At 36.2% G+C, this 16,920-nt stretch carries 12 protein-coding genes; 3 read left to right on the forward strand and 9 right to left on the reverse strand.

Annotated elements, in window-relative coordinates; all coding sequences use genetic code 11:
* Positions 1-84: 84 nt before the first annotated feature.
* From H4J62_RS20490 to H4J62_RS13625, 7 genes are all read right to left on the reverse strand, one after another.
* Positions 85-231: a hypothetical protein gene (locus H4J62_RS20490; RefSeq protein WP_259364983.1), complete on the reverse strand. Its 147-nt coding sequence runs from the start codon at positions 229-231 to the stop codon at positions 85-87.
* Between the two features lie 106 nt (positions 232-337).
* Complete coding sequence (locus tag H4J62_RS13605; protein ID WP_182216276.1) at positions 338-1,618, reverse strand: sensor domain-containing diguanylate cyclase; 1,281 nt, start codon at positions 1,616-1,618, stop codon at positions 338-340.
* A gap of 844 nt (positions 1,619-2,462) precedes the next feature.
* Positions 2,463-2,576, reverse strand: coding sequence for a tyrosine-protein phosphatase (locus H4J62_RS20775; RefSeq protein WP_404842412.1), 114 nt, complete (start codon positions 2,574-2,576; stop codon positions 2,463-2,465).
* A 344-nt stretch (positions 2,577-2,920) separates the two neighbouring features.
* Positions 2,921-4,573 (reverse strand): glucose-6-phosphate isomerase, encoded by a 1,653-nt coding sequence (gene pgi, locus H4J62_RS13610; protein ID WP_182216274.1) that lies wholly within the window; start codon positions 4,571-4,573, stop codon positions 2,921-2,923.
* Positions 4,574-4,605: 32 nt separating this feature from the next.
* Positions 4,606-5,562, reverse strand: coding sequence for a carbohydrate kinase (locus H4J62_RS13615; RefSeq protein WP_182216272.1), 957 nt, complete (start codon positions 5,560-5,562; stop codon positions 4,606-4,608).
* A gap of 67 nt (positions 5,563-5,629) precedes the next feature.
* Positions 5,630-8,053: a TonB-dependent receptor domain-containing protein gene (locus tag H4J62_RS13620; protein ID WP_182216270.1), complete on the reverse strand. Its 2,424-nt coding sequence runs from the start codon at positions 8,051-8,053 to the stop codon at positions 5,630-5,632.
* Positions 8,054-8,220: 167 nt separating this feature from the next.
* Positions 8,221-9,450 carry a sugar MFS transporter gene (locus H4J62_RS13625; RefSeq protein WP_182216268.1) on the reverse strand — a complete coding sequence of 410 codons (1,230 nt, stop codon included), beginning with the start codon at positions 9,448-9,450 and terminating at the stop codon, positions 8,221-8,223.
* A 180-nt stretch (positions 9,451-9,630) separates the two neighbouring features.
* On the opposite strand from H4J62_RS13625, the gene gtfA reads away from it, so the two are divergent.
* Together gtfA and H4J62_RS13635 are read left to right on the forward strand one after the other, a co-directional pair.
* Positions 9,631-11,106 carry a sucrose phosphorylase gene (gtfA, locus tag H4J62_RS13630; protein ID WP_182216266.1) on the forward strand — a complete coding sequence of 492 codons (1,476 nt, stop codon included), beginning with the start codon at positions 9,631-9,633 and terminating at the stop codon, positions 11,104-11,106.
* A 96-nt stretch (positions 11,107-11,202) separates the two neighbouring features.
* A complete protein-coding gene (locus H4J62_RS13635) occupies positions 11,203-12,234 on the forward strand; it encodes a LacI family DNA-binding transcriptional regulator (protein WP_070373768.1) in 1,032 nt (343 codons plus the stop codon).
* A gap of 449 nt (positions 12,235-12,683) precedes the next feature.
* On the opposite strand, the gene H4J62_RS13640 is transcribed toward H4J62_RS13635, so the two are convergent.
* Both H4J62_RS13640 and ribA read right to left on the reverse strand, forming a co-directional pair.
* Positions 12,684-13,061 (reverse strand): RNA-binding S4 domain-containing protein, encoded by a 378-nt coding sequence (locus tag H4J62_RS13640; protein ID WP_070373769.1) that lies wholly within the window; start codon positions 13,059-13,061, stop codon positions 12,684-12,686.
* A 375-nt stretch (positions 13,062-13,436) separates the two neighbouring features.
* Positions 13,437-14,033, reverse strand: coding sequence for a GTP cyclohydrolase II RibA (ribA, locus tag H4J62_RS13645; RefSeq protein ID WP_182216265.1), 597 nt, complete (start codon positions 14,031-14,033; stop codon positions 13,437-13,439).
* A 487-nt stretch (positions 14,034-14,520) separates the two neighbouring features.
* Between ribA and H4J62_RS13650 the strand changes: the two genes are divergently transcribed.
* The gene (locus tag H4J62_RS13650) at positions 14,521-16,590 is read left to right on the forward strand and encodes an MFS transporter (protein WP_220466048.1); all 2,070 of its coding nucleotides are present in this window, start codon (positions 14,521-14,523) and stop codon (positions 16,588-16,590) included.
* The last annotated feature ends 330 nt before the right edge of the window (positions 16,591-16,920 follow it).

Consider the following 16,920-nt stretch of genomic DNA (forward strand, 5'->3'; position numbering starts at 1 on the left):
AACCTGTTGCTTGGTTATGGGTTTTCCAGACATATCTTTCTCTATTGAATTTGATATATCTAAAGTGTACCAAAACCGGTCAACCTAATTGTCGCGACCCGGCCAAGCTAATTGTCGCCTAATAGGGACTTCATAATATTCAATTTTATAACCTTTTGATGTGTATATTTCGTGCAATATATCTATAACAAAGCCACGCGCAGAAGATGCTTCTGATGGAAATATTGTCATCGGAGGCCATTGGTCATAGCAAACTTTTAATGTCGCAGCATGACTTATATTAACTATACTGTTTCCTATGAATAAGGTTACAAGTAACAATAGCTTGTGAATTTTTTCATTTTTCAACACGGTCGCGGCCTTTATCTTTTGCGCCATAAAGTTTTAAATCAGCGCGTTTAAATAAATCTTGAATTAAATGGTCTTTTGGCTCTGTTGACACAATGCCAAGACTCACAGTATAAGTAATTTTTTTACCCTCTATGTGTAAAATAGAACTGCCAATTTCCTTCCTTATTTTATCAGCAATGAGAAAGGCGTCATCAATTCCGGTATCAGAGAGAAATATGGCAAATTCTTCTCCGCCAACTCTCCCAATAAGGTCAGACTTTCTTAAAAACTTTTGAAGTGTAGTAGTGAAATGAATGAGTACTTTGTCACCAATGTAATGCCCATAAGTATCATTGACTATTTTAAAGTGATCTAAATCCATAAATAAAAAAGATGCAGGCGACTTTTGGCGATGAGAAAGATCGAGCAAATGTTGCGCAGCTTCAAAGAAACTCCCCCTATTTAATGTGTCAGTCAAAGAATCCCTGGTGGCTAGAGCTTTGAGTTTTTCATTCAATATTTGTAGGGCTTCTGTTCGCTTTGTAACAGCTTTTTCTAACCAATTTCGCTTGGCTTGTTCGTCTTCTAATAATAGTTTTCGATCTTTCTCTATGGCAGAGAGCATATTGTTTATATGTTCTTGAAGTTGACTGAGTTCGTTATTTTCAATGTTCGACAGGTTAATACGTTTATTTATGTTTTGGCTCAATTGAACCTCATTCACTTGCGACATTAATTGTTTCAAGGGACTTGCTAAGTAGCGATCGAACGCCCAGATAAACAGCCAAAACAAAATAGATAACTTGATGATTTCCGTAATTGCAATTAAGGAAAAGCCGAACAAAACACGATCTAAAATAACTTCTGACGATGAATAAAGGATAACCGTTCCAAGCATTATATTTTGTTCATTAAGCGTCCAATTTAAGTCTGATGTGGTATCAAAAATGGATAAGGGGGGCGATGTCAAAGCGTAAGCTCTTTTAGAGATAATACTTTTGGCATTCTTATCAAGAATATCAACACCCTCGATAATTGGCATTTTGACAAGTCCTGCGATGAGAGCATCTAATTGATTATGATTGTATTGCCACAAACTTGTTGAGATAGGTTTGTGGACTGTTTCTTCCAACTGTTTCAATTCAGTTAATATTGAATCCTTCGTTTTCAAATATTCGGCCAAGAACTGCATACTTGTGATAAGACAAGTTACGCTCAAATAAATAGTAAAGATAACCCGCATCATTTTTTTTGATAGATTATTGGGGCGAATAAAACGTGCAAACATTAAACACTACTTATTGATAAGCTTGAAACTTAGATTAACATTAAATGACTTATGCGCTCAATGTAAGAATAGTAATCTAAATCGGTTAATTGTCTCCTTCATTGTTTAGCTAACTATTGTATTGTTTAACTGCTCATAGCACTCAATATCACAATATCTTGAAGATATAATCAAACAAAACTTTAAAGTTTCTAAATGGTTTTCAACAATATCTTGGGGGGTAACCAAAAGTGTAAATCAGCTTAAAATATCACAATGTCCGTTTTGTTAAATAACTTCTGTTATTGGTGTAAACTTTATTGTCGAAAATCACAAAGAAAACTCTAAAATCAAAGATTTTGAATGTCCATTTTAGTATCTAAAGTTAATCTAAATTCGAATTGATTTTAGTGATAATTTAAGTCTGATTTTGTGGAAAAAATTAGCATTACAGAATGATTCTTGACTAGCAGCTATGATTTTGAGGCCGACGCTAGGATTAACGAATTACTATTGTTAGTAATGCGACTTGCAGTGATTGATGCTTTAAATTAAAGCGACAATTCTTCCGATAAATTAGCCCTTTCAAAGTTAATAAAGTTGTTATGATTTCTCAACGTGAATTAGAAAAACAAATATTGATTAAAATTACTGAAAGCAGACAGTCAATTTACATGATTTTGTTTACTAAAAATTTAATCGTTCTAAAGCGGTTTAGGGCACAAACCGAGATAGGTCCTGTGTGCCGACTTGAGCGTAGTTTAACCTATTGATTATTGATTATACTCCTTTGGAAATAACTCCACCTCCCTTTTTTTTGGAAAGCTAATTGTTCTTTGACTTTTAAGGTTTCAAGCCGAACCTTTTAAATTGGCCAGTCGTAGCAAGTTAAAATCATTGCCGCGACTAATCCGTTTCTCCCTTTACCACCTTTGCAGTGAATTGTTACACAGCCTCCATTGATAATGGTAGCTAATATGAGTGATTGATATTACTTCCATTTATTTTCAAATGCTTTATTTGGCACATCATCATCGACTATAGGTAACTGTAACCCAGTAATTTCTTGTTTTTTGCACAATTGAGGAACTAACTCTATGTGATTTTCTGTCATCTTTTCATCAAACATCAGTGTCAATAATACTGTTGCACCTGCTTGTTTCAGGTCTTTTAGCGATTCGCTTAACTCAACGTTTATTGTTCCTGGACACGGTTTAAAATAATTTGTGCACTACTTTCTATATTTATCGAGTTGTTAAGATATTTATTCATAACCTTCTGTATCTAAAGTAAAATATGTTTTTGGTAATACTAGATGTTTTTCTATTTGGTGCGATTTTTTACCTCTTCATAATGCATCATAAGATTCCAGGTAGAGCTATCGTGAGCGAGATCGATCGAGTTATTGTGAAGCTCGCTTTCTATTCTACTGGCTAAACCTTTACCCAGTTCAACTCCCCATTGGTCAAAAGAGCATATTTGCAAAATAATGCCTTGAACAAATATTTTATGTTCGTAAATTGCAATTAAAGTACCGAGCGTAAATGGCGAAATCTTATTCATTAATAAAGTATTGGTTGGCCGGTTACCTTTATGTACTTTATGGGGAGCGACTTTATCTATGTAGCTAGGTGTTCGTCCCTTTGCTGTTAAATCGTCCCTAACTTGTTGTTCATTAACACCTTGCATTAAAGCTTGAGTTTGCGCGAAAAAATTAGACATGAGGGCTTCATGATGGCCTTCTATAGGAGTAACACTTTCAACCGAGCCAATAAAGTCGGCGGGAACAATGTTATTACTTTGATGTAAATATTGATAAAAAGCATGTTGACCATTAATACCCAACTCCCCCCAAATTGATGGAACGGTTGGATAATTGATAGTTTCACCATCCCAGTTCACCGATTTACCATTACTTTCCATCTCTGCTTGTTGCAGATAAGCCGACAACATATGTAAGGATTGATCATAAGGTAAAATGGCTTGAGATTGAGCACCTAAAAAAGTGCAATTCCATATACTTAATAATGCTAATATCACCGGAATATTATGTTCTATCGGTGTATCACAAAAGTGGCAATCCATTTCATAAGCACCATCAAGTAACTCCCTAAAACAATCAAAACCAAGATTAATAGCGATAGGAAGCCCGATAGCAGACCATAACGAAAATCGTCCACCAACCCAATCCCACATATCAAAGATGTTTGCTTCTGCTATACCATACTTCATGGCGTTTACTTTATTAGCAGTAACGCCAATAAAGTGTTTTGCGATAGCTGATTGATCAAATGATGACGCAGTTAACCATTTAATCGCTGTTTTAGCGTTTAACATGGTTTCTGTCGTGGTAAATGTTTTACTGGATACAATAAATAGCACTTTTTCTGGGTTTAATGGTCGAAGGACTTCGGCTATTTGGGTGCCATCAACATTCGACACATAATGGACGTTAACGCAGTTATCACTAAACCTTTTTAATGCCTCGGTCACCATTTGAGGTCCCAAATTAGAACCACCAACGCCAATATTTACTATATCGGTGATACGCTCACCCGAATATCCTCGCCAGATACCTTGACGAATATCATCACTAAACTTTTTAACTTGTTTTAGTGTTTTTTCAATATCTTCTGAAATATTTTTACCATCTACCCAAAGTGGTTTTTTAGAACGATCCCTTAATGCTGTATGCAAAACAGCACGATCTTCAGTTTTGTTAATACGTTCACCACTAAACATTTTTTCACGCCATTTTTCAACTTCACACTCTTTAGCTAGATCGGTTAAAAGCGTAATAGTTTCTTCTGTGATCGCATTTTTAGAATAATCTAATAGTATAGAAGGCAGTTTTATTGAAAACTTACGAAATCGCTGACTATCTTTTGCAAATAAGTCCTTCATATGTTGATTTTTCATTAGCTGTGCATGTTGGGTTAATTGCTGCCAACTATTAAGATTTTCTCTAGATTGCATGTCGATCCTAGGTAAGTAAGTTATGTCGAGTATTAGATATCAGTTAAGTGGGGTAATGCCGTGAAGGCCCCTTTTTTCTGACAGGTAAAAGCGCCACAGTTAGCGCCAAATAATACCGCAGCAGAAACGTGTTCACGTAGCTCAATGATTTCAAATAATGTATCGATACTTTCATCATCGTCCACAGATTTAGCGAGTGAAAATAGAAAACCTGAAATAAAGCTATCTCCGGCTCCAGTAGTATCAACGGGAGATACTTTAGGTACTTTAAGCATTATTGAAAAACTAGCACAAGTTACTTGAACAGGGTTTGCACCATCGGTGATGACAATCAGTTTAGCGCCAAGTAATAGTAAATATTGTACATAAACATCGACATCAACCTGCTTTATTTTTGCTAAGTATTCGGCTTCGTCTTTACTCAATTTGACTATGTCACTTTCTTCGATACAAGCTTCAACGCGTGACATCAATAGGGATAAATCTTGCCAAAGTTGTTGGCGTAAATTTACATCAAAGCTAATTAATACGTTATTTCTTTTCGCATTTCTTATCGCATAAAGCGTATCGCTATACATTGGCTGGCTAGTTAAGGTGTTTGAACAAAAGTGAAAAAAACCCATGTTTTGCCAGTTAATTTTATCAACTTGAGAGATGCCATATTGCATGTCGGCAGTATTATGACGATAGAAATTAAATGTTCTCTCACCACAAGAGTCTAAGCTAACTAATACTAAAGCGGTATTTGCGCCTGCTATTCTTTTAACGAAATCGGTATTAACGCCTTCATTTTCTAATGCTTGCATGAGCATTTTACCAAAGTTGTCTTCACTAACACCTCCAGCAAAGTATCCTGCTCCACCTAACTTAGCATAAGCTACTGCGACATTAGCAGGCGCACCTCCAGCTAACGGAATGTAACTGGGGTCATTGACTGACGTTGGCAGAAAATCGACCAACACTTCGCCATAACTGATTAAAGAAAACATAGATTCACCTTGAAAAAAAGCCCATATTAAATGGGCTAGTTAATACTTCTAATATTATAATTTAGGATTAAAATTCGTATTTAAACGTAAGAGTCGTTGAACGACCTTGTATTGATCTTGCACGGATAATAGTTTTGGCAGAAGCAGCTGTAGCATCTTCTGCTTCGGTGATCCCCACAGTTTCAAAAACGTTGTTAATATTTAAGGAAACACTAAATGCGTCAGAAAGACGGTATTGAGCAAAGGCATTTACTTGAACATAACCGTCTAAAATAAGTGCGTTAGGATCCGTTTGGTCAAAGTTATCTTGAGCAAATGAATCTGAAGTGCCAATAAGGTTAACACCCGCAGAACCTTCATTGAAGTTATAACGACCTGTTATAGAGTAAACAACATCGGCTTGTCTTCTTGGCGTATTACCAACAACGCTTGGGTTAACAAAATCTTTAGTTATTTCAGAATCAGTCCACGTTAAGTTTGCACGTACATCAAAATTACCAACATAGTAAGTTGATTCAATTTCGATACCTTTTGATTCATATTCACGGTCAAAAAATCGTTGACTAGTTGCTTCAAAATTTTGCTCTTGCGTTTGTGCAAAGAACGCTGTCGCAAAGACAGACAAGTTATCTTGACGGAATTTAACACCCAATTCCAATTGATCTACTTCATCATAAATATCTTCATCTTTTGCAACACCAGCAGTATCTATTTTACCAAAAGCCAAGCGGTCTGCGTTAGCGGTAGCCCCCTTGCTGATACGACCAAATGCAGCTAAGTCGTCATTAATTTGAATATTAGCGCCTAAAGAGTAAGACACGTAGCTCCAATCATAATTTACATTGTTAGCATCGGCGTTGTTTACATTTGAAACACTCGTTTCGATTTGATGAATACTGCCGTCACCGTTCATGTCAACTGTCGATTGAGCAGCGCCTGCGAAAGTCCCCGTTGCTGTTCCACTGTCAAAGCGAACACTACCGTCTATATTGATGTTATCAAAACTTGTGCTAAACGCTGCGTATGGAGCAGAAACTTCATATTGTAGATCGTAATTACGCGTACAACAGTTACCCCAAGCTGGAACACCGTATCCAATAACACCATTGTCAGAGAATTCAGTACCGTCAGCGGCATTTACATCAACAAGCGCAGCATCTTGGCCTTTAACTTCATATAAGTAAGAATTCCATAACCACGATTGTTGAATGGTTTGAGATGAGTTATATAAACCAAATGTAAAACTCGTATCATTCATTGTTTTTGTTAATTTAAAATCGTTAACCATAAAATCAAGGTTAGTCATTTCGACATCAAATGAGTGAATACGCATAAGGTTATCAGCAGTATAAGCATTACCTGCTTGTGGACCATTTGCGTAAGTTAATGTTGCACCATCACCCGCTATACTGTCAGCTAAGCCTTGACTTCCTTGAATACTTTCAGGGAATGGACCAGTAAAGCTACCTTTAGTGCGAGAAATTCTCATTCTGTTTTCAACAGACCAGTCATTGCCTAAATCAAATACGGCTTCAAAACCAAGCGCATCAACTTTCGGACTCATTCCATTACGCATATCAGCAAGACGTCCATTTCCAGCACCATCCGTTGTGATCATAGAGGTGTGATATGGAGTGTGAGGAGTTCCGGTTGAAGCATCAAACCCTTCAACTGAAGAACCATCAGCATAAACAGGCATAGGTAAATAAGCGGTTGTTGTATCATCTAAGTGTTTGAAATAAAGTCTAACGTAACCAGCATCGAACTCTTTAGTTATATTAGCTTTAATTTGGCCACCTTTATTACCCGTATAACCAGTATCACGTACACCCTCACCTTGACGGTAGAACCCCCCAAGATGGAAATAGGTAGAGTCGTTAATGTCGCCACCAAATTCAAAATCTGTGCGAGTTGAGTCGTAATCTAAACCGATGGTTGTAGCTACGCTACCTCCTTCAGTTTTACCATTTTTGCTAACGATATTGATTATGCCGCCAGGAGCATTTGTAGCAAGTGTAGATGCAGAGCCACCACGAATAGCATCAATAGAAGCCATTGTAGAGTCTATGCGTAAGAAAATATCTGTGTTACCAAAAGCGATATCACCAAATTGTAGAATAGGTAAACCATCTTCTTGAATTTGCATGAATTTAGCGCCACCTGCTGCTACAGGAAGACCACGAACCGCAAGGTTAGCGTTACCGTCGCCACCTGATGCTTCAGCACGAACCCCGGGGATATTTCTAAATGCCTCTGCACTACTTCTTGGTGCTGCTACTTCTATTTGATCACCAGAGATAGTACTTACTGAAACGCTTGATGCCATCACTGTTGTGCCTTTACCCGTGGCACCTGTTACTACGATTCGCTCAAAATCGATGCCTTTTTTATTTTCTACTTTCGTTTTGATTGTTTCTGCTGCACTTAAGCTCGAGCATATAGCCATGGCTAATGTACTTAATATTAATTTTTTATATGTTGTATGTTTCATTTACTTCCCCAAGTTTCTTTATAGTATGTTTTATATTTTAAAATCTTTCTGCTAAAACGACCAACTTAATCGATTAAGATGATTATTGTGTAAGAAGCAGTCATTTTGCAAGTTATTTTTTATATTCAATTTTGTTTTTTTATTAATCTACTGATAAATAATAAGATTTAGTTTTGAGGATTATGCTGAGTGGGATCAGCTATCAGGTTATAAATAGCAGCTAACGCTAGAATAGCTGAAAAGAATGTTGCTAAGTAAAAACCATAAGATACATGACCAAACAGATCACTAATAACGCCCATAAGAAGTGGAGATACTGCGGCAGAAACAGCGGTAAAAAACAGAATAACTCCAGCAACAGCACCATGTTTTGATGGGTGGAAACAACTGATCCCTTTAGAATTAAGGGTCGGATATATCATCGACATAAATAAACCTGAAAGTGGCAATAGTACAACTGCTGCTTCAACACCCATTATTGCCGTGCCTAAATAACACAAAAATACGGCTAACGAGAACCAACACATCACTGTTTGCCAGTTAAAATGTTTTAGCATCCATACTCCTAAAAATCGACCTCCCGCTCTTAAAGCAAAGAAAATAGTGAGTGAGTATGTAGCCAGCCAAACCAGAGAGCCTGTATAATCAGCCAAGAGTGTTGGCATCCAAACGTAGATGGCAACTTCTGTGGCAACATATAACGCTATTGCCAATGAAAATCCCATCGCATAAGGGTCTTTCATTACTTTAAGTGAGCTTTTTAAATTTATTTTCCCTTCCGTACTTGGTTTGCTGACCGGGTATTTAGTTTTCATTGCGGCCAAGCATAGTAGTGCGCATAACACACCAGCACTTATGTATAAGTACTTCCAAGATATACCAGCAACAAGTAAGTAACTTACAATCGCAGGACCCACCATAGCACCTATACCAAAAAATCCTTCTACCTTGTTCATCGTCGACGTATGATCTTTATTTGACGAAGAGATGTCACCAATAAGCGCTAACGCACCTGTTTTAAATAAACCAATAGCGATGCCAATTAAAGCGAGTAGTGATAAAAAATACAGGAAAGAACTACCCAAGGAAAATAAAAAGCATGCGATAGAGAAAATTGCCAACCCAATAACAATCGTTGCTTTTCGCCCCCATTTATCGGCCAAGTATCCTAAGAACAAACCACTCAATGCAATGAAAATCATGGGCACATAATGAAATGCACTCGCTTGTGTTAGATTTAATTGATAGGTTTCTATTAATTGTGGAATGATAACCCCTACTGCATCCGAGGTCATCGCAAAAACAAAAAACATCATATATGTCAGAAGTTTAATTCTATTTACCGACGCATCTTCAGATAGTTGTGGGCTTAGTGTTAAGTTATTCGTTTGGTTCATTATTCTTCCCCAGTTAATAAAACTTTTTATGTTAATGATAGCTAAAAAAATTTATCGCTATTTACTTATTTTGTCTTAGCATCTTAAAGAAAAATTAAATTATTCTTGATTAATACTATATTGTATATAAAGATAGAGCTTAATCGATTAAGATGCAACTTAAAATTAAATGGTAAACTTATGAAAAATAATGTTCAGCTAATCACCTACATTGATAGACTCACTGGAGCAGATACCCAGTCATTAACCAACTTGTTAAATGAGCAACTTTCAGATTTGTTTTCCGGTGTTCATTTGTTACCTTTTTATTATCCAATAGATGGTAGTGATGCTGGTTTCGACCCTATAGATCATACCCAAGTCGATAGCAGGCTTGGCAATTGGGATGATATAAAAGAGCTGGGTAAAAATCATGAGTTGATGGCTGATCTTATCGTAAATCATATGTCAGCCCAATCTGAAGAATTTAAAGATGTATTAAAAAATGGTCAAAAATCTCCTTTTTGGGAACTATTTTTAACCAAAGATAAAGTTTTCCCGAACGGTTTAAGTACTACACAACAAGAAAAAATATATCGTCCTAGACCTGGTAGTTGTTTTACTCATTTTTCATTACCTAATAATGAAAGCGCAGATTTTTGGACTACCTTTACAGACAATCAAATAGATATAGATGTGACATCTGAGATAGGGAAAGCCTATTTAAAACGCATTTTAACAACATTTTCTGAAAATAATATTAAAATGATCCGTTTAGATGCCGCAGGTTACGCACTGAAAAAAGCGGGAACAAGCTGTTTCATGCTTGACGAAACTTTTGAATTTATTGATGAGCTAAGTAGTATCGCTAATAAACTGGGGATTGAAACCCTTGTAGAGATCCATTCCTATTATCAAACTCAAATAGAAATAGCTAAACGCGTTGACCGAGTTTATGATTTTGCATTACCTCCTCTGGTTTTACACAGTATTTTTAGTCAGAACTTCACCGCATTAGCTAAGTGGCTACACATATCACCAAGAAATTGTATTACTGTGTTGGATACTCATGATGGCATTGGTATTATTGATGTTGGCCCAATGAATGGTAAGGCTGGTTTATTGGATGATGTTGAAATCGATAACCTGGTTGAAACAATTCATTTTAATAGTGCTGGCGAAAGTAAAAAGGCAACGGGAGCTGCGGCAAGTAATGTAGATATATATCAAGTAAATTGTACATACTATGATGCACTTAGGCAAAATGATTTTGATTATTTAGTTGCCAGAGCGATTCAATTCTTCTCACCAGGCATACCACAGGTGTATTACGCTGGTTTACTGGCTGAAGGTAATGATATTACATTATTATCTAAAACAAATGTTGGCCGAGACATAAATCGCCCTTATCTAAATAATGAGCGCATTGAACAAGCATTAAATAAGCCTTATACCAAAGCAATAATTAGTCTCATTAAATTACGTAATAACACTGAAGCTTTTAATGGTGAATTTACCGTTAGTAGTAATGTTTCAACATTAGAAATGAAGTGGCAAAAAGATGATGACAGTACAACGCTAATCGTCGATTTAGCTGACAGACACGCACAAATTGAGATCATAGAAAACAATACCACACGCATTATTAGTTTAAATATGTTGCTTAATTTAAGCTGAAAGCTCATGAATTAATATTCAGTTTATAATAGAACTAAGTATACTATGGCGAACATTGTAAACTGCTGAAATTTTAAGGTAATCAAAAAGGTCATCATGACAGATAAAAAAGTTTGGACGCTTAAAAGTGTTGCTAAAGAACTCGGTGTTTCAAATGCAACAGTCTCTAATGCATTTAACAGACCCGATCAACTCTCTAAAAAGCGTAGAGATGATATTCTCGAGTCATGTGAAAAAATGGGTTATTCAGGACCTAACAAAGCGGCTCAATCGTTAAGAAATGGTCGCTTTAATATCGTCGCTTTAGTGCTACCTGACAGTGTTGAATACATGATAACAGATCCGGTGGCGAGTAATTTTGTAAAAGGTGTTTCATCGGTTTTAGAAAAAAGTAAAGTCAATTTGTTATTGTTTTCTGGCACTTCTGAGAATATCAACGCGGTATCTGATTTTGTTGATGGCTTTATTTGTTACGGTAGTCCACGTAATACAAAGTTAATTGACCAATTAAGAACAACAACAAAAAAAGTTGTTACCGCAGATTTTGATATAGATCGTAAAGCATCTGTAGGTATTGACAATGAACAAGCCGCTTATGAAATAGCGAAACTTGCAATAAAGTCAACAGATGACGCCATCGCTATTCTTGGCTTGAGATTACTCGATTCTAATGTAACTTGTCGTGTTTACGATTTACCAAGTTCAGACTTTAAATGTTCAATTGCTCATCAACGCTTAAGTGGTTATCAAAGAGCAATCAAGGAGTTAGATGTTAATCTCAGAGCTGATAGAGTGTGGAACATACCTGAAAGTAAGCATCATTCTGCCTTAATTGCTGCTAGAGAAGCGTTAACATCAACGCCTCGCCCAAATGTTTTACTTTGTATGAGTGATCTTATTGCTTTAGCTGCCATCAAAGAAATTAACGCTATGGGACTTAATATTCCTGAAGATATAAGAGTGGTTGGTTTTGACGGTATCGATGAAGCTCTTCGTTCTACTCCGCCCTTAACAACAGTGCATCAAAATAGTGAAAAAAAGGGTGTCAAAGCTGCAGAACTTTTTATCAATAGAGCGACTGATTCTGTATTAATTCCTTTTCATATAGAGCATGGAGGGAGTTGTTAAACTCAAGGGCACCTTTTATAACCGTTAATGACTATAATCAGATAACTAATCAATTATTTTTAGCTATATCGCATTTTTATGGTGAAAGTCATTCTTAGCTCTATCTCGCATAGGTCGAAAGCGCCGTAGATCTAACGCCATGCAAAAATGTTAGGCAAAATTTCAGTTGTAAATTGATGTGAGTTTTTAAGTTAAATTGCAGTAATCAGCTTGAACCCGACCTTAAGAACATTAGCAAGTTTACTTCCGGTTTACTTACCAAGAAGTCATTAAAACTGATTTTTTAATTGCTCATTGTAAGCTGGGCTAACGTTTGGGACACATGAACCGTAGCTTTACCAGGTTTTATCCCCTAAAATATTAATGGCATTTCTTGAAGTAACTGTAAATGGATTTCCCCCAATGAAAAATTTGCGATTTATTTTCAATTTGGAGGAAATTTAAAAAAATTAAAGTGCTGTAGACTTTCTTTTTGGGCGCTCGCTCGATGGTTTTGTAACAGATTCAGATGCAATAACCGGTGCTTTACTTCTTGCTCTTTTTTTCTTTTTTGAATTCTGACTTACTGAAACGACAGAATTGATAAACTCTGCTGATTTCTTAGTCGGATTATAAGCGACCTCAATAATTTTACCGTTATATTCGATAATATCACCGCGGCGAATTTTTTTACGCTTTTGAACTGAAACTTCATTATTTACTAAAACATTACCTTCACTGATCATGGTTTTAGCTTCGCCGCCGCCACCAACCATATTGGCAATTTTGAGTAATTTACATAGTTCTATAGGTTCAACACAAATGTCGATAATAGTGTGTTCAGACATGAAATACGCCTAATAATTTTAAATAATAATATCGTCGAATTCTAACATATATAACCGCTATTGAATAAGAATTATATTAAGGACACTGGGCATTGTTAAGCTAGCATAACCAGTAAATACTTAATGTAGCAATACCTTAAAATTTAACTATTTCTTTTTAATTCACTATCGGGTTATACATCTAATAAACGTTCCCTTTTTAACAATTAATACTACTGAGTTAGTTAGTGAATAACGAATTTAGCTAAATGCACTACTTAAAAGTGATTTAGTCCATCGACTGCTTAAGCATTTAATACAATGCTTTAGAGAAAAATCCAACTGATACATAAGTACCGTTGGACTTTTATAGGTTTGGAATTAAAGATTAACTATTTAATCAATTTTTAAATCATGCTTACCGTGATTTTTTTTAGTGCGTAAATAATTGTTATTATCATCTTTTAAATGCAAACTCGTATTCACTTGTTCGACAATATTAAAATAATCTTTTAAGGCATTTATCTTTTTAGGATTATTAGTGATCAAACGTAAATCTGTAACGGCTAAGGCTTGCAGCATAGTCACTGCATCTTCAAAACTACGGGCATCTTCTGCAAAACCTAAGTGCTTATTAGCTTGATAGGTATCCATGCCTTGGCTTTGTAATACGTAGGCATCTAATTTATTGTATAAACCAATGCCACGACCTTCTTGGCGAAGATAAAGAATAATTCCGCCCTGCTCTTTCATCAAGTTGATAGTTTCATCTAACTGCTCACCGCAATCACAACGTGAAGAGTGGAATACATCGCCCGTTAAACATTCCGAATGCATACGAACTAGTGGTGCTTGCTGATTTTTATCGGCCTGTTGAAAAATTAACGCTATGTGCTCATGGTTTTCATCAAACATTGTAAAGGTCGCGATTTCTGCGTCGATATCACTGTGTAATCCAACTTTTAGATTAATTCTTGCACGTATTTTATTCATGGGTTTCTTTATTAAATTAGCAAAGGCGCTGTTATTAGCCCCTTAAATATTACCACTCGTTACATTCATATTGAGATATTTATCTAGCTTTCAAGTGTTAATCAACTTTTTGGCTTAAATAGTCCACTCTGTTAGAAATTCACTGCGTATATTAACAATAATCGATTAATACGGCTAATAAGTTAACCTTGAGATACATTTACTACAACGAAGTGTATAAGTCATTAGTGCTGTTAAATATTGAGATAACAGTGGGATTTAAAAGGTAACGATTGAATTTTGAACGAACAGACTAACTTTAGTCATCTGTTTTTCTTATTCCACTGTAAACCCTAATATGCGCTTGGTATACTAAGTGTCTGTGAGTTGCTTTGAAGTAACATCAATAATTTATAGTTGAACGTCATATTATTTAATTTTAAATAATATGACGTTCATTCAAACCGTTAAAGCGTTCCGCTAATAGATAAGAGTATTCCTTGTGATAATGACCCTCAAACCCTTTATTTTAGTATTAATAAGTGGCTTCTTGTTAATGCTAGGCTATGGACTCAGTAATATTTTATTGCCTGTGCGCATGCAGAGCGATGGAATGAGCATGAACAATATTGGTTTAGTGTTATCGATGTTGTCTGTGGGGTTTTTGTTGGGTGCATATTATAGCCGTATGTTATTACAACGTGTTGGGCACATAAGAATATTCGCGATGTGTGGTAGCTTAACTTCCGTCGCTATTTTACTTTCAGGCCTGTATCCAGAACCATTAATGCTTGCGTGTATGAGAATTGTCACTGGCTTTTGTATTGTTTGTACCAATGCCACACTTGATAGTTGGTTAAGCCACAGCGCCACAGAAAAAAATAGAGGACGCATACTATCAATTAATCAGATGATGATAATGACGGCACTATTTTCTGGTCAGTTTTTATTAAATGTCGCTCCTATTGATGACATTACTTTATTTGTTATCTGCGGCATTTTATTTAGCTTGTCTATCACACCTATCGTTATTAGTAAGCAACAAGGTCCACAAATTGAAGACAGTCAATCAATGTCTTTAATGACTGTTTTTAAGTTATCTCCTTTAGGTGTGGTTAGTTGTTTTTACTGTGGAGTCCTCTATGCGGCTTTGATTAATATGCTGCCTATTTTTGCCAGTAACAACGGTATTGCCGGCTTAGATTTATCCATCTTTATGGGCACAGCCATTTCTGGGGCGATCATTTTACAGTTCCCTATCGCCTACTTATCAGATCACTTTGACCGTCGAAAAGTTATGCTCTGTATGGTCGCAACACTCATTGTATTATGTTTATTAGTGCCTTTTCTTATTTCCTCAGATATGTTCAAACTCACCTTGTTAGCCGTAGCGCTGATTACGGGATTAGTTGCCTGCCTTTATCCAATGAGTATGTCAGAGACTTTTGATAAAGTATTAAAAGAACAAATTTTATCTGCAATGAGTTCGTTATTATTAATCTATGCATTGGGCAGCATTTTAGGCCCCTACCTAGCTTCTATGGTAATGGATACTTTCGGTAGCAGTGCCTTATTTAGTTTTATGAATATCGTTGCGATAACACTGTTACTGTTTATCAGTATTCGAATGAAACTAAGAAAAGCGTTACCGCTTGATGAACAAGAAAGCTTTGTTATGCAAACACCCAGCGGTGTAGTATCGGAACTCGATCCTCGTACACAATATGCAGAGGCACAATTTGAAACAACGCCAGAAGTAGAAGTTGCCATTAGCCTTGCAAGTAAAAACCCATCAGCGGCTGTTAACATGGTTAAAGCGCTAGTGCTTCGAGACCCCAAAAACGCCTCAAATTTAGCCGCAGCATTAAGTACCATAGACGCGATAGACATTAGTAAACTTTATGCGGCAATAACCTCGGCAGCACCACAAATGAGTATTCATATTGCTCAAGCATTAACAAATGCTTGCCCTGAGAAAGCCAATCAATTAGTTGATTGGATAACCTCTGAGTACCCTGACCAATTCACTAATATCATTGTTGCTATTGCGAATACAATGCCTGACGACGGTATTAATGTCATGGAACTCGCCGCTGAAAACATGGCAGAAGACTACCCCAGTGAACTTCTAGAAATGACCAAAGAATACATGACAAATTTATCAGATTCTTTAGATGCAATGCGACCGATAGATAGAATCGCCGCGGTCTCAGAAAATACAGCAACTGAGCTTTATAATCGATTAACGGATGTTGCTCCTGATCAATCAGCAGAGCTTGCCTTTACGGTATCAGATTCGCTACCTGAATCATCAAGTGATGTTGCTGAAGCCTATGTCCAAAATTTAATCGACAGTGAACAAGCTGGCTCAGCACAGACCTCAGAAAACATTGAAAATGCTGCCAATAACTATGTTAACCATATGGTTGAAAGTATTCCTGAACATGCAGTAGAAATTGCCGGTACCTTTGTCGATTCTTTCCCCGAGGTTGCATCGGATATGCTTGAAATATTGCAAGAATCAGATGATATTGAAGACAGCGAGTTAACCACTTCTATTGATAAAAAACCCTCGTAAGGTTTTATAAATCGGCAGTAACAATTACGCTATAACTCAAAACCTCTAATATCAGTAAAAGTAATTGGCCTAGAATGAAAATTGTTGACGTTAGCAATATAAGAATTAATGATAATTTTGTCTACTAAGCGAAAACTAGACGTTATTATTTTAACGTCAACAACTCTGACATTGTTGGCATTAGGAAATTCACTAAGCTTTATTATGTAATAATATTTTTACTAGATAACTAGTTACAACTGAAAACTCATTGGTATTATCAAATTATACAGATAAATATAACAACCTAGCATGACCCTTTTTTTAAACCAACCCTAGCTACAAAGAATA

Source organism: Colwellia sp. BRX8-5, from assembly GCF_014077325.1.
Lineage (GTDB): Bacteria > Pseudomonadota > Gammaproteobacteria > Enterobacterales > Alteromonadaceae > Colwellia_A.